Origin of the sequence: Streptomyces sp. NPDC017943, from assembly GCF_044328425.1 — a bacterium.
GTDB classification, from domain to species: domain Bacteria; phylum Actinomycetota; class Actinomycetes; order Streptomycetales; family Streptomycetaceae; genus Streptomyces; species Streptomyces djakartensis_A.
In genome coordinates this window covers 1-19,739 of record NZ_JBIRHH010000006.1, presented here as the reverse complement: position 1 = coordinate 19,739, position 19,739 = coordinate 1, and the positions used below count along the sequence as shown (strand labels likewise).

Below are 19,739 nucleotides of genomic sequence, written 5' to 3'. Positions count from 1 at the left end.
GAGGACCCCGCCGCGCCGGGAGGGCCTGCCGTGACGGCTACCGTCCGCTGCTTCCAATCTGATTCACGTGTGTTCCATCAAGGACAACGCCCGGGGCCCTCGGATGGTGCCGCATCCCCCCGCGGACTTGCACGAAGCGTGATCGACACGTCACCACGGGCAAAGGGATGGCCCCCACGGACCCACTCCGAGCAGAATCGGCCGATGGACCCCGTCACCCTCTCCACGGACCGCCTCCTGCTGCGCACGGTCGGCCCTCCCGACGCCGACGCGGTGTACGAGGCCTGCCAGGACCCCGACATCCGGCGCTGGACCACGATCCCCTCTCCCTACCTGCGCGAACACGCCGTCAGCTTCACGGAGCAGATGGCCCCGGACGGCTGGGCGGGCGGTTCCATGTTCACCTTCGGCGTCTTCCTGCGCTCCGGAGAGCTGGCGGGCATGCTCGGCCTCACGATGCGCGGCCTCGGCACGGCCGAGATCGGCTTCTGGGGAACGCGGCGGCACCGCTCCCGCGGCTACATCACCGAGGCCACCCTCGCGGTGTGCCGCTGGGCCTTCACGGAGCTCGCGCTCGACCGCGTCGAGTGGCGCGCCGAGGTGGGCAACCGGGCCTCCCGCGCGGTGGCGGAACGCGCCGGTTTCACGATCGAGGGCACGCTGCGCGCCGCCACGAACAACAAGGGAGTACGCCGCGACACCTGGGTGGGCTCCCTGCTCCCCTGCGACCTGGGTCTGCCGTCCACGGCCCCGTACCTGCCCGCGGAACGGACGCAGCCGTGAGGCCGCCGGTTTCTCCGCAGGTCACCGCGGACTGTCAGTCCCACCCCCTATCGTGCGGAGCATGACCACCCCGCGCCCCCTCGCAGACCTCTCGGCGGACGAGGCCCGCAGAATCGCGTTGCGCGCCCAGGGCTTCCTCGGCGCCCCCGACCGCCGCGCCGGTGTCCGCGGCGTCCTGCGCCACCTGGGCGCGATACAGCTCGACACCATCTCGGTCCTGGCCCGCTCCCACGAGCTGGTCCCCTACGCCCGGCTGGGCGCGGTCGGCCGCAGGACCGTCGAGGACGCCTTCTGGCGGGACACGCACGCCTTCGAGTACTGGTCGCACGCCGCCTGCATCCTGCCCATCGAGGAGTGGCCGCACTTCGCGTTCCGCCGCCGCGCCTACCGCAACCGGCCGCACTGGAACCACCAGCTGCCGGACGGCGCCTACGACCAGGTCATCAAGCAGCTCCGCTCCGAAGGCCCCTTGACGGCGACGGAGTTGGGCGGCGCCAAGAAGACGAACGACTGGTGGGACTGGTCGGGCTCGAAGGTCGCCGTGGAGCGCGCCCTGATGCACGGCGAGGTGGTGTGCGTGGAGCGCCGCGGCTGGAAGCGCGTCTACGACCTCGCCGAGCGCGCGATCCCGGAGCCGCTGCTGCACGACGAGCTGGACGACGCGGAGTGCCTGCGCCGCCTGGTGGCTCTGGCGGGCCGGTCCCTGGGGGTGGGCACGCGGGCGGACATCGCCGACTACCACCGCCTCAAGGGCGAGCAGGTCGACGCGGTGATCGCCGACTCCGGGCTCGTCCCGGTCACGGTCGAGGGCTGGTCGAAGCCGGCCTGGGCCGATCCGGCGGCGCTGGCGTCTCCCCCGCGCGGCCGTCACCGCACGACCCTGCTGTCCCCCTTCGACTCCCTCATCTGGGAACGGGCGCGCACGGAGCGGATCTTCGGCTTCACCCACCGCCTGGAGGCCTACGTGCCCCGGCAGAAGCGGATCCACGGCTACTTCGCGATGCCGGTCCTGGCGGGCGGCCGGCTGGTCGGCCGCGTGGACCCGGCCCGCGCGGGCAGCACGCTCGTGGCGAAGCAGGTCACGCTCGACGGTCCCAAGGCGGTTCCCGCCGTCGCCCAGGCCCTGGCCGAGGCGGCGACCTGGGTGGACTGCACGGACGTCCGCGTGGAGCGGGTCGACGCCCCGGACCTGCGCGCCGCCCTCGTGACGGAGCTGGCCCGACTGACCGCGTGATCGCGGAACCGCCGTCGCCGTCGCGGGACGGCCGTTGCGCGACGGCCGTCAGTCCGCGCCCGTCCGGCGTCAGCGGATCTCGAGGATCTTCTCGCGCATCGCGTACACCACCGCTTCCATCCTGGAGTGCAGCTGCAGCTTCTCCAGGATGTTGCGCACATGGTTCTTCACGGTGTTCTCGGAGATGAACAACTCCTTGGCGATGTCCCGGTTGTTCATACCCGTCGCGACGAGTTTGAGGACTTCGAGTTCACGGTCCGTCAGACGCGGCGCGGGCACCAGCCGGCGCTCGTCCGTGCGCTGGATCATCGACTTGAACTCGGTGAGCAGTTTCGACGCCATGGACGGGCTGATCTGCGACTGCCCGTCGGCCACCGCGCGAATGGCGGTGGCCACCTCGTCCGTGGAGATCTCCTTGAGGAGATAACCGGTCGCGCCCGCCTTGATGGCGTCGTAGAGGTCGGCTTCCTCGTCGCTGATCGTCAGCATGATGATCTTCGCGCTGGGAGCCACTTCCTTGATGGAGGTGCAGGCCTCGATCCCCCCGCGCTTGGGCATCCGCACGTCCATCAGAACGATGTCCGGCAGCAGATCGGCGGCCTTCTCGACGGCCTCGGCGCCGTCACCCGCCTCCCCGACGACCTGGATGTCCTCCTCGGCCGCGAGCACGATCTCCAGACCCCGGCGGAACAGCGCGTGGTCGTCCACCACGAGGACTCTGATCGGTTCCTTGCGTGGAGTCCCCGTGTCCGGGCCCATGCCGACGACGCCGCCGGCATCACCGTCACGCATCGGTCCGAAGCTGTCCGCCATCGTTCCTCCCCCTGAGGCTGTGGCCTGTGGTCCTGAGCCATCGCCAACCCAGAGCAACGACCCACCGGTTGGGCCGTGGCCCTCATGATTCCATGCCCGGGCGGCACCGGGGTGACGGAGCGGGGCGCGAAGTGGTCGCACAGGGGTGCCCCTGGGGGCGCACACGCGCTCCAGGGGCACCTGCTCCGCTGTCACCCGGCGTGGTCAGCCGCCGAGCGCACCGCCCGCCTCGGGAGAGTGCGACTGGGTGACCATCGTGTCCGTCCTGAGGTGGATCACGCCGTAGTCGTAGGCGTGCCGACGGTAGACGACACTCGGTTCCTTGGTCTCGGAGTCGACGAACAGGTAGAAGTCGTGCCCGACCAGCTCCATCTCGTAGAGAGCCTGGTCGAGGGTCATGGGTGCTGCGACGTGGGTCTTCTCGCGGACCACGATGGGGCCGTCACCCTGTACTTCCAGCGAGCCGATCTTCTTCGTCGGGACGGCCGACTCGGATTCCTCCTGGTCGGCGGAGGTCGCCAGGCCGTTGCCGTTGAGCGTCGCCACACCCGGGACGTGGTCGGCGACCTCGGCGGCCGGGATCCGGCGCGCGCCACGACGCGAGAAGCGCTTGTCGTGCTGCCGGCGCAGCCGGGCCTCCAGCTTTTCCGCCGCCAGGTCGAGCGCCGCGTACGGATCGCTCGCCGCTGCCTCCGCCCGGATCACCGGACCGCGGGAGCGGAGAGTGATCTCCACCCGGTCGCAGCGGTCGGCCTGCCTGGGGTTGGGCTCCTTGGACACCTCGACGTCGAGGCTGATCACCTTGCCATCGAGCTTCTGGATCTTCTCCAGCTTCAGCTTCTCGGCCACGTGCTTCCGGAACCGCTCGGGCACCTCGGTCTTGCGGCCCTTGACGACGATGTCCACGCAGAACTCCGTTCCCGGATCGCTCCGCTTCTCTGCGAAGCGTCTCCCTTTTGCACCAGGTTCCGGTGAGTCCCGGAACCTCGGACTCGGTGACTTCCACCTCCTCCCCCATGAGCGAGATCTCCACTCCACCGGTGCGGGTGATGAACACAGAACCCGCAGCACGGCATTCGGATTCGAAGAGGTGTGGCCTGCGGCTTTCCCTCTCAACCGAACATATCTCGCCCGGACGGATGTCGTCACCCTCTACTGCGGCGTACCTCCGTTCAGGTGAATAGGTCTTCTCATTACCTGCAACGACACAAGATCTCAGTCAGTTCCGGTTTATTTCGAAAGAGTCCGGTGGCGCCGCGACCACTGCCGCGCACACCACATCGACGCCCCGGCAGACGCCGTTCACGCTCGCGTTTTCCTGCCGCCCGGACCGTCGACCCGTCCTCTCCCCTCTTGATCCGACGTTCTGTTCTTCTCTGCCTTCCCAGGTCTTCCCCCCGTACACGGACGAGCTGCCCGTGGCGTTCGGAATCGGCCCCGCCGCCGGCCCGGGCGAGGCCGCGCGCAGGGCACGAGCGGCCTCCGCGAGGGACGCCCCCGTGGTCATCAGGTCGTCGACGAGGACGACCCGCCCGCCGGAGAGCAGCCCGGCACCCGCAGGGACCACCGCCAGCGCGCCGGCGAGATTCTCCGTCCGCTGCCGGGAGTTGAGCACCGACTGGTCCGCGACGGCCCGCCGCTGTCGCAGCACCGCGAGCACCCGGGCCGCCACCCGGCACCTGCGCAGTTCGCCCGCCGCCGCGAGGGCGATGCGCCGGGCCGGATCATGCCCCCGGGCCCGGACCGCCCGCCGCCCGGACGGCACCGGCACGAGCAGCACCGGAGCCCCGCTGCCCACGCCTCTTCCCGCCGTCGGCAGAGGCCGGGCTGCCGCACCGTCCGAGAGGCCGCCCAAGCCCGCCCGCACGGCCCCGGCCAAGGCCACACCGAGCGGTCCGGCCAGCGCCAGCGCACCCCGCTCCTTGTGGGCCAGCAGCGCGGCCCTCACCTCGTCCTCGTACGGTGCCGCCGCGTGCACCTCCGGCAGCCCGGGCGGCTCCGGGTCCGGCCGTACCCGGCACGCCCCCGTCCGGCCGAGCACCGCACGGCACGGCCCGCACAGCACCGCACGGGGCGCCCCACAGCCCCCGCACTCCCCCGGCAGCACCAGCTCCGACAGCTCCCGCCACCAGTCCCGCATCGCCATCGCCATGGCCATCACCCCCGCACGGCCACCACTCTGCCGACCGGGCCACGACCCTTCCACCCCTGTGGAAAACGGCCTGTGGACAAGCCGGGGCGGACCGACAAGCCCGTCACTCACACGAGTGAGGCACACAGCCCGGGTCGGGCCGGCCCCCGGCCCAGGGCACGCATCTCACGGCCCGCAGCCGACGGCGGGCAGCCACGACAGGCAACCCAGCGGCGGGCAGCCACGGCAGGCAGCGGCGGCGAGCAGCGGCCACGGCGAGCAACCGCGGCGAGCAGCCGCGGCGGGCCGCCCCGCAAGGACCCGCCCCCGGGAAGTCACAGGCCGCCGGACCGGCAGGCGGGCAATCGGGCAGGCGGAACCGCCTCACCCCGGATAAACCGGCGCCGTCCCCTCCGTCACCTTCTGCCACTGCGCCCCCGACGGCAGCCGCACGATGCCGTCCACCGAGTTCGCCACCAGCGGCAACTGGTCGTCCTCGGAGGCCGTGACCTCCTTGACGCCCGACAGTGCCGCGGGCGCCGGCACGTCCGGTGTGGAACCGTCGACCTGCACGTACCGCATCTGCTCCACGCCGCCGTGCTCGCGGCCGACCACCACGAGCCGGCTGTCGCCGGCCCACGACACGGTGGTCACCTTCTCCAGCTCGGGCGTCGGGGAGCGGAGTTCGACGACCCGCACCTCGGGCTGCCCGTCGGCCCTCTCGTCCCGCTCGATCAGCCCGATGAGCAGCGTCTTCTTGCCGCCCTTGTCCACGACCAGCGCGATCCGCACCCCGTCCGCGGCGACCCGGACGGACTGGATCCGCCCGTCCAGCTCCGGGGTGCGCACCTCGACCGGCTCGCCCTTCCCCTCCTCCAGCAGGAGCAGCCGGGGGTCGTCCGGATCCCGGTCGGCGATCCACAGGCCGTCGTCGGCGTCCCAGCTCGGCGTCGTCAGCCGGTCCGTCTCGCTCGGGCCCGCGCTGCGCAGCACGGGCTCGCCCAGCGACCCGCCCGACACCAGCGACCCCACGTACAGCGACTTGCCGTCGAGACCGACGCCGGCCGCCCTGTGCTCGTCGCGTGAGACCGCGGCCGACCGCAGGGCCGTCTCTCCGTCGCCGAGCGCCCCGGGCGCCGGGTCGGTGTCGGTGCCGTTGCCGACCGAGGTCCGGACGAGCCGGTGCTTGCCGTCGAGGAAGTACAGGAAGTTCGGGGGGCGTGCCGTGGTGCGGAAGGCGGCCGCGTCGGCTCCCTCCCGCGCGAGGGTGCACAGCTCCGCCCCGCCGGCCCGCAGCTCGACCGATTCCACGGTGGGGCTGAAGTTCCGCAGCGTGAACAGCAGCTGGGCCGCCATCTCCTCACACCGGTTGGTGCCGACGCCCGCGGCCTTGTCATTGAGGGGGACGGTCAGCCGGTTGCGGTCGTCGGGAGTCAGCGCGCCCGCGTTCTTCGCCAGTGCCGTGCCCGTCGGGAAACTCGAGCGGACCACCGGCCCGAGCCACCGGTTCGGCCCGTTGAGCAGGGAGTTCACCATCTGCTTCACGGGCTCGACGCGCCTGCGCACGTACACGGGGTCGGCGACGGCCGTGGGCTGGCTGTCCGCGGCCGCTTCGGCGGTGTTCGAGGCGAAGTAGTACTTGCTGGCGGACATGTAGTTGCGCTGAAAGTCCGACTGCCCCATGACGACCCCCTGCGGCAGTGCGTCGATCCGCCACTGCCGCTTGCGGTCCTGCGTCAGGTGCACCGTCCTGCCGTACGCCCCGGTCGCCGGCGCGTAGGACTGCTGCGCGTCCACGGTGGCCACCTTGGTGCCGGTCAGCATGTACGACATCTCGCCGGTGTCCTCCCGGCCGTCCGCGCCCACGGCCTTCGCACCGGGCCCGTCCGTCAGCACGGTGGTGGACACCTCGGGACGCCACGTCTTCGCGGCGTCGCCCGTGAGGTACTGCCGTGCCGTCTTGTAGTCGGGATCGTCACTGGTCAGCGCCTCGAGGAAGCCCTGCACGATGTCCTGGGGCCTGGCGTCCTCGCCCGGCGGCACGGCGAACACCCGCACCTGGGTCTCCTGGCGCGGCGTGGACTCCACGTCCCTCAGATCGCCGCTGTCCGGCATCGAGGCACACCCCGCCAGCACCAGGACACCCCCGGTGGCGAACGCCGTCACGCGCGCGTGCCTGCGCCGGCCGCGCCCCTCGCGGTCAGCGCCCACGAGATGCCTCCCCCTGCCTGTGCGCATCCGCCGGCCGGGTCTCCCCGCCGGAGGCTGCGGCTGCCTCGTCCCTGTCCGCGGTCCCCGATCCGTTCGCGCCCGGGTCCCGGTCGGCGCCCGTCGAGCCCCCGGTCGGGTCACCCCCGGCGGCTCCCCCGGCGCCCGGGTCCCGGTCCTGGGCCGGACGCCCGGTGCCCGAGGCCGGTCGGGGCACCACGCGCGAGCCGTTGCCGGGCAGGGCCGTCGGGTCCGCCGTGGGCGGCACCGCGGCCGCACGCGGCGGTATCGGATCGCGGGTCGCGCCCGTCGCGGATCCGCCCGCCGGCTGCGCCGGTACGGTGGCCCGCTTCTCGCCGTCCCCGCCGCCGCAGGGCAGCCCGGCATCGTCGAGCCCCCGGTTGCGCCGCGAGTCCTTCGGCTCCAGCGGTATCGGCGATCCCCGCAGCGGCTCGTCCGCCGTCCTGGGCAGTGTCAGCCGGAACTGCGAGCCGCCACCCGGCTCACCCCACGCCTGGAGCCAGCCGCCGTGCAGCCGCGCGTCCTCCAGGGCGATGGACAGCCCCAGGCCGGTACCGCCCGTGGTACGCGCGCGTGCCGGGTCGGCCCGCCAGAAGCGGCTGAACACCCGGGTCGCCTCCCCCGGCTTCAGCCCGACCCCGTAGTCCCGCACCGCGACGGCGACCGCACCGCCGGCCGCGGCGAGCCGGACGACGACGTCCTTGCCCTCACCGTGCTCGACGGCGTTCACCACGAGGTTGCGCAGCACGCGCTCCACGCGCCGCGCGTCCGCCTCGGCGACGACGGGCTGCTGGTCGCCCAGCACCCGTATCCGGGTGCCCTTGCGCTCGGCGAGCGGCTCGGCCCCGCTGACGACCCGCCGGACGACGTTCCTGAGGTCGATCGGCTCCGCCTCCAGTGCCGCCGCTCCCGCGTCGAACCGGCTGATCTCCAGCAGGTCCGCGAGCAGCGACTCGAACCGGTCCAGCTGGTCGGCCAGGAGCTCCGCCGACCGCGCGGTCACCGGGTCGAAGTCCTCGCGCGCCTCGTGGATGACGTCCGCGGCCATCCGCACGGTCGTCAGCGGCGTCCGCAGCTCGTGCGACACGTCCGACACGAACCGCCGCTGCATCCGCGACAGGTCCTCCAGCTGGCTGATCTTGAGCTGGAGGTTCTGCGCCATCTTGTTGAAGGCCTCACCGAGCCGCGCGATGTCGTCCTCGCCGGTGACCTTCATCCGCTCCTGGAGCCGCCCGGCCGACAGCCTTTCGGCGATCCCCGCGGCCATCCGGACCGGCGTGACGACCTGCCGCACGACGAGCCAGGCGATGGCCCCGAGCAGCACGACCACGAACAGCCCGGCCGTCGCCAGCGTGCCCTTCACCAGGCTCAGGGACTTCTCCTCCTGGGTGAGCGGGAAGAGGTAGTACAGCTGGTACGGGTCGCCGTTGGGGTCGTTGACCTGCTTGCCGATGGCCAGGCCGGGCTGGGAGTCCTTCGTCTCGTTGTTGTACGTGATGCGGGTGTAGCTCTGGGCGGCGGCGGTGCCGCGTCCGACCCGTTCGCGCAGGGCGGCGGGCACGCTCTCGCTCCAGTTCACCTCGCCCGAGGCGCGCTGGCCGCGGCCGTCCGCACCGGCCGCGTCGGAGGCGGGGAGCGTCACCACGTCGAAGGCGCCCTGGCCACCGCTGGACAGCGACGAGACGAGGTCGCTCATCCACTGGGTGACGTTCTGCGCGGAGCGGCCGTCACCGGCCGGGACGTCGTCGCCGGTGCTGCTCGCGGGCTCGTCGGCGCGCTGCTTGGCCACCGCGAACCCGCCGGTCGCCTGGCTCTGGGACGCCTTCACCTTGGCGTCCAGCAGGCCGTTGCGCACCTGGCCGATGACGACGAAACCGAGCAGCAGGACCACGCCCAGCGACATCAGCAGCGTCGTGACGACGACCTTGAGCTGGATGTTGCGCCGCCACAGCCGCATGACGGGCAGCAGCGGCCTGCGCACCCACCGCATGAACAGGCGGATGACCGGGCTGCCCTGCACCCCGCCCTGGAGCAGTCCGCCGTCCAGGAGGCGTGCCCAGCGCGAACGGGTCTTCCTCCGCCCGACAGGCCGCCCCGGGCGGGCCCCGGACCGGCCGGGCGCCGAAGCGGCACTGTCACCGGACATGTCAGCTCGGTCCTGCCTTGTACCCGACACCACGGACCGTCACCACGATCTCCGGCTTCTCCGGGTCCTTCTCGACCTTGGAGCGCAGCCGCTGCACGTGCACGTTGACCAGCCGCGTGTCCGCCGCGTGCCGGTAGCCCCACACCTGCTCCAGCAGCACCTCGCGCGTGAACACCTGCCACGGCTTGCGCGCCAGCGCGACCAGCAGGTCGAACTCCAGCGGCGTGAGCGCGATCGACTGCCCGTCCCGCTTCACGGAGTGCCCGGCCACGTCGATGACCAGGTCACCGATGGCGAGCTGCTCCGGAGCCGGCTCCTCGGACCTCCTGAGCCGCGCCCGGATCCGGGCCACCAGCTCCTTCGGCTTGAACGGCTTCACGATGTAGTCGTCCGCGCCCGACTCCAGGCCCACGACGACATCGACCGTGTCGCTCTTGGCCGTGAGCATCACGATCGGCACACCCGACTCCGCCCTGATCAGGCGGCACACCTCGATGCCGTCCCGGCCGGGAAGCATCAGATCGAGCAGCACCAGATCGGGCTTGGACTCGCGGAAGGCGGCCAGCGCCTTGTCGCCGTCGGCCACGAACGACGGCTCGAAACCTTCACCACGCAGCACGATGCCGAGCATCTCGGCAAGTGCGCTGTCGTCGTCGACGACAAGGACTCGTCCCTTCATAAACGACATCATCCCATTCTCATAACAGTGGCGAAGGCAGTGGTGAGGTAGGTCACCGGCCAGTGACCATAGTCGCAGCAAGCGCCACTGTCTGCCCTGGCCCGCCCGCCCATGATCCCTGGCCGGGACGCCGCCCCGGCCGGCACCCCGCCCGGCGGCCGCCCCGGGGCAGGACTCCTACGTGGAGAGGGGCACGGGGTAGGACGGCCCTACGGACCGCGATGGGAAGCCCCGGGGGGCTCGGCCGGGAACCCATGACTCCCCCGCGCCCGGCACCCCGGCGCAACGATCACCACGCCGCCACCAGTCCCGGGCAAAGGACGGGCACCACACCACCACCAGCCCCCGGGCAAGGACGGGCACGGGCCCCGAACACACCGAAGGGGCGAGACGCCACACAGGCCGCCCCGCCCCGGGTGTGTCCGCCCCGCCCTCTCGGTGGGCCGCCGCTCAGCCCGTCGCGGCCCTGGGCGACCGCGCGCACACCTCGGCGAGCGCCTCCGCGGTCACCGGCGAGACGACGCCCTCCTCCGTCACGATCGCCGTCACCAGCTCGGGCGGCGTCACGTCGAACGCCGGGTTGTACGCCTGCGTGCCCAGCGGCGCGATCGGGATACCGCCGCCCGCCTCCACACCGGCCACCGGCACCTGCGGCGCCACCACCTCCGTCACCTCGTGCCCGGCCCGCTGCTCGACCTCGATCGACGCCCCGTCCGGCGTGTCCAGGTCCACCGTCGTCACCGGAGCCACCACGATCAACGGCACGTGGTGGTACCGCGCCAGCACCGCCAGCGGATAACTCCCCACCTTGTTCGCCACCGAGCCGTCCGCCGTGATGCGGTCCGCCCCGATCAGCACCGCGTCCACCTCGCCGGCGGCGAACAGCGACCCCGCCGCGTTGTCGGTGAGCAGCGTGTACGCCATCCCGCTGCGAGCCGCCTCGTAGGCCGTGAGCCGCGCCCCCTGGAGCAGCGGACGCGTCTCGTCCACCCAGAGCCTCCGCAGCCGCCCCTGGCGGTGCGCGGCGAGCGCCACCGCGAACGCCGTCCCCTCACCGCCCGACACCAGCGAACCGGTGTTGCAGTGGGTGAGCACCCGGTGTCCGCCACCGGGCAGCAGCTCGTCCAGGAGCGCCAGGCCGTGCTCGGCCATCCGCTCACTGGCCTGGGCGTCCTCCCGGTGCAGCTGCCGCGCCGCGGCCAGGGCCGCCGCGGCCGCCTGCCGGAGGTCACCGCCCTCGGCGAGCGCCGCCTCGTGCGCCGCGCGGGCCCGCCGGACCCCGACGGCCAGGTTCACCGCCGTCGGCCGGGCACTCGCCAGGGCCTCCGCGGCCTCGTCCACGTCGAAACCCCGCACGGCGGCGAGCGCGACGCCGTACGCGCCCGCGATGCCGAGCAGCGGTGCCCCGCGCACGGACAACGAGCGGATCGCCTCCACCAGGGCGGACGCATCCGTGCAGACCAGTTCGACCTCCTCGGCCGGCAACCTGGTCTGGTCGAGCAGGACCAGAACCGGCCCTTCCGGTGGCTCTTCCCAGCGGATCGCCGGGATCTCGGTCGGCCGCTTGTCATCGCCGCTGTGCGCGTACTGATCAGCCATGCCGTCAGTCTGCCCCCTTTCGCGCGGACAATTGAAGGTACGCAGCCCCTACCGCGGCCGGTCACTCCAAGACCACCCCATGGCACGATGGCTGCCAACCTGCCGCCGCGACCGCGGACGGGCACCGTGAAGGAGCGACGATGAACGACACTCCGGGCTGGGCCTCGCCCGGATCCGCCCCGTCCGAGGGGCAGAAGCCGGATGCGTCCGGCCCTGCCGATCCCGCCGACCGCCCCGGTCCCGCACAGCCCGCACAGCCCGCGCAGCCCGCGCAGCCCGCGCAGCCCGCGCAGCCCGCGGACCAGCCTGGACAGCAGGGTCAGGCCCCGCAGGGCCCCGGCCAGCAGTGGTCGAAGGAACAGCCGCCACCGGCCCAGTGGTCCGCGCCCGGAGGCTCCTCCGGCCCCGGCCAGGCCCCTCCGCCCCCGCCGCCCGGCCCGGGCTGGGGCCCCCAGCCTCCCGGCGGTTACGGCGGCCACGGTCCCGCAGGCCCGGGCCACGGTGGCTACGGACACCCCGGCGGCTGGGGAGGCGGCTGGGGCGGCCCGCCGCCCGCCGCCAAACCCGGTGTCATCCCGCTCCGCCCGCTCGGCGTGGGCGAGATCCTCGACGGTGCCGTCTCCACCATGCGCACCTACTGGCGGACCGTCCTGGGCATCTCGCTGACCGTCGCGGTCCTGACCGAGATCATCGTCGTGCTGTTCCGGGGACTGGTCCTCGACGACTCCAGCACCGAGGCCCTGAACGACCCGAGCGCCACCCTCGACGAGCTGAGCCGCGCCATGGGCGACGCCATGCTCGACTCGACGGTCATCTTCGTGATCTCCCTGGTCGGCACCGTCGTCGCCACCGCCCTGCTCACCACCGTCACCAGCCGCGCCGTACTCGGCAAGTCCGTGAGCATCGGCGAGGCCTGGCGCGACGCGCGCCCCCAGGTCCTCAAACTCTTCGGCCTGATCTGCCTGTTGCTGCTCATCACCGCCGGCATCGTCTTCGTCGGCACCCTGCCGGGCATCCTCGTCTCGGTCGCCGGCAGCACCGGCGCGGGCATCGCCCTGGCCGTCCTCGGCATCATCGGCGCCACCATCGTCGCCCTGTGGCTGATGATCCGCTTCTCCCTGGCCTCGCCCGCCCTGATGCTGGAGAAGCAGGGCATCAAGAAGGCCATGGCCCGCTCCGCGAAGCTGGTCCAGGGCACCTGGTGGCGCATCTTCGGCATCCAGCTGCTCGCCACGATCATCGCGAACGTCGTCGCCTCGATCATCGTCATCCCGTTCACCTTCCTCGCCGGCGCACTCAGCGGGGACGGCATCACGGGCTGGCTCGAATCCGGCGGGGGCGGCCTCGGCTGGACGTTCCTCATCGTCAGCGGCATCGGCTCGGTGATCGGCTCGATGATCACCTTCCCGATCACGGCCGGTGTCACCGTGCTCCTCTACATCGACCAGCGCATCCGCCGCGAGGCCCTCGACCTCGAACTGGCCCGCGCCGCCGGCGTCCAGGGCTACGGCTCCACCCCCGGCGCCACCCCGCGGAGCTGATGCGGTGAGCCGGGCGGGGGAACTTCTCACCACGGCGCTGCCCCGCGCCACCATACGGACGCTGCAACGGGCCGGCGACATCTCCACGCTGTCGCCGGCCCGCTCCGCCGACGATCCACCGGTCACCATCCCGCGCGACCCGGCGCGGGAGGCGGCCCGGCGCGAGCTGTCCAAGCGGATGTACCACGAGAACGACCCGAGCCTCTTCCAGCGCGCCCTCGACGCCTTCTGGGAGTGGGTCGACGACCTCTTCCGCACCGCCTCGTCCGCCACCCCAGGCGGCCCGCTCGGCCTGGTCGTCGTCGTCCTGGCCGTCGTCGCCGTGCTGGCCGCCCTGTGGTGGCGGCTCGGCACCCCGCGCCGCCACCCCGCTGCCTCGGCCGCCCTGTTCGACGACCGCCCCCGCAGCGCCGCCGACCACCGCGCCGCCGCCGAGGCACACGCCGCCCAGGGCCACTGGACCCAGGCCGTCCAGGAACGCACCCGCGCCCTCGTCCGCGCCCTCGAAGAACGCGCCCTGCTCGACGTCCGCCCCGGCCGCACCGCCGACGAGGCAGCCGCCGAAGCCGGCCGGGCCCTGCCCGCCCACACCGACCGACTCCGCTCGGCCGCCCGCGACTTCGACGACGTCACGTACGGCGGCCGCACCGGGACCGAAGAGGCGTACCGCCGCGTCGCCGGACTCGACCGCGACCTGGAGCACACCAAGCCCCACCTCGCGACGAGCGGCGCGGGCACCGCGCCCGACGCACGCCGGGGAGCCGCCGAATGACCACCGAGGCCACGCTCCCCGCCACCTCGGCCTCGCCCACCGCACGCCAGGTCTGGACCCGCACGCGCGGCATCGCGCTCGCCCTCGTCCTGCTCCTCGCGGGGGCCGTCGTCATCGCCCTGCTCCGCTCCGACGCCCGGCACGGCGAACTCGACCCGCGCTCCGCCGACCCCGGCGGCAGCCGCGCGGTCGCCGAACTCCTCGCCGACCGGGGCGTGGACACCCGCGTCGTCACCACCCTGGACGAGGCGGCCGCCGCGACCCGCGAGGACACCACCCTCCTGGTCGCCGTCCCCGACCTGCTGACCCGCAGTCAGCAGACCCGGCTGCACGGCTCCTTCGAGGACTCCGGCGGCCGCACCGTCCTGGTCGCCCCCGGCAGCGCCTCCGTCGAACGACTCGCCCCCGGTGTCACCGCCGACCCCGCCACCAGCCTCGACTCGGCGCTCTCCCCCGACTGCGCCCTGCCGGCCGCCCGCCGCGCCGGCACCGCCGAAACGGGCGGCATCCGCTACACCACCACCCACCTCGGCGCCGACGCCTGCTACCCCAGCGAGCGCCTGGCCACCCTGCTGCGCCTCCCCGCCGACCAGGGCGACGGCGACACCGTCGTCCTCGGCGCGCCCGACATCCTGCTCAACGACCGCCTCGACGAGCAGGGCAACGCCTCGCTCGCCCTGCAACTCCTCGGCTCGCGCCCCCATCTGGTCTGGTACCTCCCCTCGCTCTCCGACACGTCGGCCACCGGCGACGACGACGAACGCGGCTTCTTCGACCTGCTCCCCTCGGGCTGGCTCTGGGGCACCCTTCAGCTCTTCATCGCCGCGGCCCTCGCCGCCCTGTGGCGGGCACGCCGACTCGGCCCCCTCGTACCCGAACAACTGCCCGTCGCGATCCGCGCCTCCGAGACCGCCGAAGGCCGCGCCCGCCTCTACCGCAAGGCCGACGCCCGCGACCGCGCCGCCGACGCTCTCCGCTCCACCACCCGCACCCGCCTCGCCCCCCTCGTAGGCGTCCCCGTCACCCAGGCGCAGACGCCCGAGGCCCTGCTGCCCGCCCTGTCCTCCCACCTCCACGGCGACGGACAGGACCTGCACACCCTCCTCTTCGGACCACCGCCCAGCGACGACGCAGCACTCATCGCACTCGCCGACCGACTCGACGCCCTCGAAAGAGAGGTACGCCGTCCATGATGGACCCGACCACTGACAACGCCGGGCAGAGCGGGAAGCCGGGCGACGCCCGGGCCTCCCTGGAGGCCCTGCGCGCCGAGATCGCCAAGGCCGTGGTCGGCCAGGACCCCGCCGTGACCGGTCTCGTCGTCGCCCTGCTCTGCCGCGGCCACGTCCTCCTCGAAGGCGTCCCCGGCGTCGCCAAGACCCTCCTGGTCCGCGCCCTCGCCTCCGCCCTCGAACTCGACACCAAGCGCGTCCAGTTCACCCCCGACCTCATGCCCAGCGACATCACCGGCTCCCTGGTCTACGACGCCCGCACCGCCGAGTTCTCCTTCCAGCCCGGCCCGGTCTTCACCAACCTCCTGCTCGCCGACGAGATCAACCGCACGCCCCCCAAGACCCAGTCGTCCCTCCTCGAAGCCATGGAGGAACGCCAGGTCACCGTCGACGGAACCCCCCGCCCCCTCCCCGAGCCGTTCCTGGTGGCGGCGACGCAGAACCCGGTCGAGTACGAGGGCACCTACCCCCTGCCCGAGGCCCAGCTGGACCGCTTCCTGCTCAAGCTCACCATCCCGCTGCCCTCCCGCCAGGACGAGATCGACGTCCTCACCCGCCACGCCGAGGGCTTCAACCCCCGCGACCTCCAAGCCGCCGGCGTACGCCCCGTGGCCGGCCCGGCCGACCTGGAAGCGGCCCGCGCAGCCGTCGCCAAGACGACGGTCTCCCCGGAGATCACCGCCTACGTCGTCGACATCTGCCGTGCCACCCGCGAGTCGCCGTCCCTCACCCTCGGCGTCTCCCCCCGCGGTGCCACGGCCCTCCTGGCCACCGCCCGCGCCTGGGCCTGGCTGACCGGCCGCGACTACGTCATCCCCGACGACGTGAAGGCCCTCGCCCTGCCGACCCTCCGCCACCGCGTACAACTGCGCCCCGAGGCCGAGATGGAAGGCGTCACGGCCGACTCGGTCGTCACCGCGATCCTCGCCCACGTCCCCGTTCCCCGCTGATGGCGCTCACCGGACGCGCCGCCCTCCTCGCGGCCCTGGGCTCCCTCCCCGTCGGGATCTGGGAGCCCAGCTGGACGGGCGTTCTCGCGGTCAACGCACCCCTGGCCGTCGCATACGCCTGCGACTACGCCCTGGCCGCCCCCGTACGCCGTCTGAGCCTCACGCGCTCCGGTGACACCTCCGTGCGCCTGGGCGACACCGCGGACGTCACCCTCACGATCACCAACCCGTCCCGCCGCCCGCTGCGGGCCCGTCTCCGCGACGCCTGGCCCCCGAGCAGCTGGCACCAGGGCACCGAGACCGACGCCTCCCGCCACCGGCTCACGATCCCCCCGGGCGAACGCCGCCGGGTCACCACCCGCCTACGCCCCACCCGCCGCGGCGACCGCCGGGCCGACCGCGTCACCATCCGCTCCTACGGGCCGCTCGGCCTCTTCGCGCGTCAGGGCACCCACAAGGCCCCCTGGACGGTCCGCGTCCTGCCCCCGTTCACCAGCCGCAAGCACCTGCCCTCGAAGCTCGCCCGACTGCGCGAGCTCGACGGCCGCACCAGCGTCCTCACCCGCGGCGAGGGCACGGAGTTCGACAGCCTGCGCGAGTACGTGCCCGGCGACGACACCCGCTCCATCGACTGGCGCGCCACAGCCCGCCAGACCACGGTCGCCGTCCGCACCTGGCGCCCCGAACGGGACCGCCACATCCTCCTGGTCCTGGACACCGGCCGCACCTCGGCCGGCCGCGTCGGCGACGCCCCGCGCCTCGACGCCTCCCTGGACGCGGCCCTGCTCCTCGCCGCGCTCGCCTCCCGCGCCGGGGACCGCGTCGACCTCCTGGCCTACGACCGCAAGGTCCGCGCCCTCGTCCAGGGCCGCACGGCAGGCGACCTCCTCCCGGCGCTGGTCAGCGCCATGTCCACACTCGAGCCCGAACTGGTCGAGACGGACGCCCGAGGCCTGGCGGCCACCGCCCTGCGCACCTCCCCCCGCCGGTCCCTGATCGTCCTCCTCACCACCCTGGACGCCACCCCGATCGAGGAGGGCCTGCTGCCGGTCCTGGGCCAGCTCACCCAGCGGCACACGGTCCTCCTGGCCTCCGTGGCGGACCCGCACATCTCGACGATGTCCCAGTCCCGCGGAGACATCGACGCCGTGTACGAGGCGGCAGCAGCGGCCCAGGCCCAGACGGAACGCCTCCGCACAGCAGAACAACTCCGCCGCCACGGCGTCACCGTCGTGGACGCCACCCCCGAAGACCTGCCCCCCGCCCTGGCAGACGCCTACTTGTCCCTAAAATCCGCCGGCCGCCTCTGACACCGAGTCATAGGGGTGGACCGAACAGCGGTCAGTCAGTACTGCGCGGCCCTTGTGAAACTGCGAGGGGCGCGGATCGTCGGCTGGTGGGCAGGGCTCTGAACGCCCGCCGGTACGCCTGGGGGGTCGTGCCGAGGTGCCGGGCGAAGTGGTGGCGGAGGTTGTCGACGGTACCGAAGCCCGTGCGGTGGGCGATAGCGGTCACCGGGTCGTCCGTGGTCTCCAGGTGGTGCTGCGCGAGCAGGACCCTCTGTCCGGTCAGCCACTGCAACGGCGTGGTCCCGGTCTCCTGCCGAAAGCGTCGGGCGAAGGTCCGTGGGGAGAGGTGGGCACGGTAGGCCATGGCGTCGACGGTCAGATCCTGGTCGAGGTTGGCTTCCACCCAGGCCAGGACCGGGGCGAGGGACCCGGTCCCCTCCCGGGGGAGGGGGCGTTGGCGGTACTGGTGCTGGCCGCCGTCCCGGTGCGGGGGCGTGACCATGCGGCGGGCGACTGCGTTGGCGACGGCGCTGCCGTGCTCCTTGCGGATGAGGTGGAGGCAGGTGTCGACGCCGGCGGCGGTGCCGGCGCCGGTGATGACCGGGTCCTCGTCGACGTAAAGCACGTCCGACTCGACCCGGGCACGCGGGTAGCGGCGGGCGAGTTCGTCGGAGTAGCGCCAGTGCGTGGTACAGCGTCGTTCGTCGAGCAGCCCGGCCTCGCCCAGGAGGAAGGCCCCGGTGCAGATGCTCAGGACCCGAGCGCCACGCTTCACAGCAGCCCGCAGTTCCTCGGTCAGGTGGTCCGGCTGGCGCACGTTGAGGTCATAGGCCGGAACGCAGATGAGGTCCGCCGAGGCCAGCCGCTCCAAGTCGTGCCGGGCCCGCACCTCGAAGCCGTGGCGGGTCGGCACGCTGTCGCCGGTGGCCGAGACAAGAGCGAAGTCGTACGAGGGCAGCGCGTCGTCGCTGCGGTCGATCCCGAAGACCTCGCAGAACACGCCCAGCTCGAACGCGTGGGCACCCGGGAGGGCCAGGACGGCGACATCGTGAAGCACAGGCTCCCGATCTCCTCTTACGACGCTGGCAGGAATTTCAGCCTACCTGACGTTTCTGCCACTCTCAGGTCGGAGTATCGGCCTGGAAGGCTCGCAGGCGTTCATCCATCCCGCCGACAGCTAGGCACAGCGCATGACCACGCAGACCCCCGCCACCAACGCCGCCCTCTCGTCACAGGTTGCCCAAGTCCTGCGCGGGCTTGCGCTCGACGAGGAGCTGAAGTGGCACGTCCCAGACGACCCGGTCCTCGGCCCTCTGACCCGCAAAGTTGCCCGGCGGTACGTCGCCGGTGAAACCCTGCCCGACGCTCTGGAACGGGCGCAGCAGGTCCTGGCCGCCGGCCACCGCGTGAACGTGGAGTACATGGGCGAGAGCTGCCGCGACCCGCAGCGAGCCACGGAAGAGACCGACACGTTCCTCTCCGCGGCCCGTCTGCTGCCACCCGGGTGCTCGATCTCCCTCGACCTGTCCCACATCGGCCTCGCCGTCGATGCGGAGCTCGCCCTTGCCAACGCCTCCCGCATCGCCCAGGCCACCGCCGACACCGGGCGGGAGATGGTGATCTCGGCTGAAGGGTCCGACCGGACCGACGAGGTTCTTGCCCTGCATCGAAAGCTGTGCGAGCGGTTCGACCATGTGGGCATCACCCTCCAAACACGCCTGTATCGCACCGCAGACGACCTGCCGGAACTGCTTTCCCGCCCCGGCCGCATCCGACTGGTCAAGGGCGCCTTCCTCGAACCTGAGGCCATCGCCCACCGGCGCGAGGCGCCGGCCCTGACCGCCGCCTACCTTGCGTACGCACAACAGTTGGCCGACTCGGGCCATCTGTGCTCCTTCGCCACCCACGACTGGGATCTGATCAACCGCATTGACCAGCACCTCGAAAGGAAGGGTGCCGATTCCACTCCTTGGGAGTTCGAGACTCTCCTCGGCCTCGGGCCCGACCGCCTCCAAGCGATGGCCGAGCGCGGCCACCCCACCCGGGAGTACATCGTCTTCGGCACGGAATGGTGGCTCTACGTCTGCAACCGCATCGCCGAAGACCCCCAGCGCCTGCTCCAAGCCCTCGTCGACGCGGCCGCATGACCACCACCTGATCCGGCCAACTCGACCCGACAGGCACGAGAGGGCAGTGCCTTAAACGCAGAAAACCCCCGCATCTTTCGATGCGGGGGTTTCCCCAACAATTGTTCGGCGGCGTCCTACTCTCCCACAGGGTCCCCCCTGCAGTACCATCGGCGCTGTAAGGCTTAGCTTCCGGGTTCGGAATGTAACCGGGC

At 72.5% G+C, this 19,739-nt stretch carries 16 protein-coding genes and 1 rRNA gene; 8 read left to right on the top strand and 9 right to left on the bottom strand.

Annotated features, from left to right (window positions below):
- The first annotated feature begins 204 nt into the window (after window positions 1-204).
- On the top strand, window positions 205-783 hold the full coding sequence (locus ACH4C6_RS20150) for a GNAT family N-acetyltransferase (RefSeq protein WP_398109960.1): 579 nt from the start codon (window positions 205-207) through the stop codon (window positions 781-783).
- Between the two features lie 61 nt (window positions 784-844).
- Entirely contained in the window at window positions 845-2,017 is a 1,173-nt protein-coding gene (locus ACH4C6_RS20145; protein WP_398109959.1) for a winged helix-turn-helix domain-containing protein, read from the top strand.
- Between the two features lie 69 nt (window positions 2,018-2,086).
- Here the strand turns inward: ACH4C6_RS20145 and ACH4C6_RS20140 are convergent, their stop codons facing one another.
- The 7 genes from ACH4C6_RS20140 to mtnA form a co-directional block, all read right to left on the bottom strand.
- Complete coding sequence (locus tag ACH4C6_RS20140) at window positions 2,087-2,830, bottom strand: response regulator (protein WP_398109958.1); 744 nt, start codon at window positions 2,828-2,830, stop codon at window positions 2,087-2,089.
- 204 nt (window positions 2,831-3,034) lie between these two features.
- Window positions 3,035-3,736: a ribosome hibernation-promoting factor, HPF/YfiA family gene (gene hpf / locus ACH4C6_RS20135; RefSeq protein ID WP_398109957.1), complete on the bottom strand. Its 702-nt coding sequence runs from the start codon at window positions 3,734-3,736 to the stop codon at window positions 3,035-3,037.
- 313 nt (window positions 3,737-4,049) lie between these two features.
- Window positions 4,050-4,970, bottom strand: a complete 921-nt coding sequence (locus tag ACH4C6_RS20130; RefSeq protein WP_398110423.1) for a ComF family protein — start codon at window positions 4,968-4,970, stop codon at window positions 4,050-4,052.
- A 375-nt stretch (window positions 4,971-5,345) separates the two neighbouring features.
- Entirely contained in the window at window positions 5,346-7,172 is a 1,827-nt protein-coding gene (locus tag ACH4C6_RS20125) for an LpqB family beta-propeller domain-containing protein (protein ID WP_398109956.1), read from the bottom strand.
- A complete protein-coding gene (gene mtrB, locus ACH4C6_RS20120) occupies window positions 7,162-9,336 on the bottom strand; it encodes an MtrAB system histidine kinase MtrB (RefSeq protein WP_398109955.1) in 2,175 nt (724 codons plus the stop codon). The genes ACH4C6_RS20125 and mtrB overlap by 11 nt, the downstream gene beginning before the upstream one ends.
- Window position 9,337: 1 nt before the next feature.
- Complete coding sequence (mtrA, locus tag ACH4C6_RS20115; RefSeq protein WP_189561841.1) at window positions 9,338-10,027, bottom strand: two-component system response regulator MtrA; 690 nt, start codon at window positions 10,025-10,027, stop codon at window positions 9,338-9,340.
- A gap of 438 nt (window positions 10,028-10,465) precedes the next feature.
- Window positions 10,466-11,614, bottom strand: coding sequence for an S-methyl-5-thioribose-1-phosphate isomerase (gene mtnA / locus ACH4C6_RS20110; RefSeq protein ID WP_398109954.1), 1,149 nt, complete (start codon window positions 11,612-11,614; stop codon window positions 10,466-10,468).
- A 140-nt stretch (window positions 11,615-11,754) separates the two neighbouring features.
- Between mtnA and ACH4C6_RS20105 the strand changes: the two genes are divergently transcribed.
- Genes ACH4C6_RS20105 through ACH4C6_RS20085 form a run of 5 tightly spaced genes read left to right on the top strand, consistent with a single transcriptional unit; the run spans window position 11,755 to window position 17,419 of the window.
- The gene (locus ACH4C6_RS20105) at window positions 11,755-13,155 is read left to right on the top strand and encodes a glycerophosphoryl diester phosphodiesterase membrane domain-containing protein (protein ID WP_398109953.1); all 1,401 of its coding nucleotides are present in this window, start codon (window positions 11,755-11,757) and stop codon (window positions 13,153-13,155) included.
- Between the two features lie 4 nt (window positions 13,156-13,159).
- Window positions 13,160-13,927 carry a DUF4129 domain-containing protein gene (locus ACH4C6_RS20100; protein WP_398109952.1) on the top strand — a complete coding sequence of 256 codons (768 nt, stop codon included), beginning with the start codon at window positions 13,160-13,162 and terminating at the stop codon, window positions 13,925-13,927.
- Window positions 13,924-15,120 carry a DUF4350 domain-containing protein gene (locus ACH4C6_RS20095; protein WP_398109951.1) on the top strand — a complete coding sequence of 399 codons (1,197 nt, stop codon included), beginning with the start codon at window positions 13,924-13,926 and terminating at the stop codon, window positions 15,118-15,120. The genes ACH4C6_RS20100 and ACH4C6_RS20095 overlap by 4 nt, the downstream gene beginning before the upstream one ends.
- The gene (locus ACH4C6_RS20090) at window positions 15,120-16,109 is read left to right on the top strand and encodes an AAA family ATPase (protein WP_398109950.1); all 990 of its coding nucleotides are present in this window, start codon (window positions 15,120-15,122) and stop codon (window positions 16,107-16,109) included. Before ACH4C6_RS20095 ends, ACH4C6_RS20090 begins: the two co-directional genes overlap by 1 nt.
- The gene (locus ACH4C6_RS20085) at window positions 16,109-17,419 is read left to right on the top strand and encodes a DUF58 domain-containing protein (RefSeq protein ID WP_398109949.1); all 1,311 of its coding nucleotides are present in this window, start codon (window positions 16,109-16,111) and stop codon (window positions 17,417-17,419) included. Before ACH4C6_RS20090 ends, ACH4C6_RS20085 begins: the two co-directional genes overlap by 1 nt.
- A 31-nt stretch (window positions 17,420-17,450) precedes the next feature.
- On the opposite strand, the gene ACH4C6_RS20080 is transcribed toward ACH4C6_RS20085, so the two are convergent.
- Complete coding sequence (locus ACH4C6_RS20080; protein ID WP_398109948.1) at window positions 17,451-18,455, bottom strand: GlxA family transcriptional regulator; 1,005 nt, start codon at window positions 18,453-18,455, stop codon at window positions 17,451-17,453.
- A 133-nt stretch (window positions 18,456-18,588) separates the two neighbouring features.
- On the opposite strand from ACH4C6_RS20080, the gene ACH4C6_RS20075 reads away from it, so the two are divergent.
- On the top strand, window positions 18,589-19,545 hold the full coding sequence (locus ACH4C6_RS20075) for a proline dehydrogenase family protein (RefSeq protein WP_398109947.1): 957 nt from the start codon (window positions 18,589-18,591) through the stop codon (window positions 19,543-19,545).
- 103 nt (window positions 19,546-19,648) lie between these two features.
- Here ACH4C6_RS20075 and rrf read toward each other — a convergent pair.
- Window positions 19,649-19,739, bottom strand: a 5S ribosomal RNA gene (gene rrf, locus ACH4C6_RS20070); the annotation flags it as partial.

What these genes read in the sequence shown, in the direction of transcription:
- ACH4C6_RS20090 (WP_398109950.1), top strand. Translation starts at nt 15,120, where the DNA reads ATGGACCCGACCACTGACAACGCCGGGCAGAGCGGGAAGCCGGGCGAC.
- ACH4C6_RS20150 (WP_398109960.1), top strand. Translation starts at nt 205, where the DNA reads ATGGACCCCGTCACCCTCTCCACGGACCGCCTCCTGCTGCGCACGGTC.
- ACH4C6_RS20105 (WP_398109953.1), top strand. Translation starts at nt 11,755, where the DNA reads ATGAACGACACTCCGGGCTGGGCCTCGCCCGGATCCGCCCCGTCCGAG.
- mtnA (WP_398109954.1), bottom strand. Translation starts at nt 11,614, where the DNA reads ATGGCTGATCAGTACGCGCACAGCGGCGATGACAAGCGGCCGACCGAG.
- ACH4C6_RS20140 (WP_398109958.1), bottom strand. Translation starts at nt 2,830, where the DNA reads ATGGCGGACAGCTTCGGACCGATGCGTGACGGTGATGCCGGCGGCGTC.
- mtrA (WP_189561841.1), bottom strand. Translation starts at nt 10,027, where the DNA reads ATGATGTCGTTTATGAAGGGACGAGTCCTTGTCGTCGACGACGACAGC.
- ACH4C6_RS20095 (WP_398109951.1), top strand. Translation starts at nt 13,924, where the DNA reads ATGACCACCGAGGCCACGCTCCCCGCCACCTCGGCCTCGCCCACCGCA.
- mtrB (WP_398109955.1), bottom strand. Translation starts at nt 9,336, where the DNA reads ATGTCCGGTGACAGTGCCGCTTCGGCGCCCGGCCGGTCCGGGGCCCGC.
- ACH4C6_RS20085 (WP_398109949.1), top strand. Translation starts at nt 16,109, where the DNA reads ATGGCGCTCACCGGACGCGCCGCCCTCCTCGCGGCCCTGGGCTCCCTC.
- ACH4C6_RS20130 (WP_398110423.1), bottom strand. Translation starts at nt 4,970, where the DNA reads ATGCGGGACTGGTGGCGGGAGCTGTCGGAGCTGGTGCTGCCGGGGGAG.
- ACH4C6_RS20145 (WP_398109959.1), top strand. Translation starts at nt 845, where the DNA reads ATGACCACCCCGCGCCCCCTCGCAGACCTCTCGGCGGACGAGGCCCGC.
- ACH4C6_RS20075 (WP_398109947.1), top strand. Translation starts at nt 18,589, where the DNA reads ATGACCACGCAGACCCCCGCCACCAACGCCGCCCTCTCGTCACAGGTT.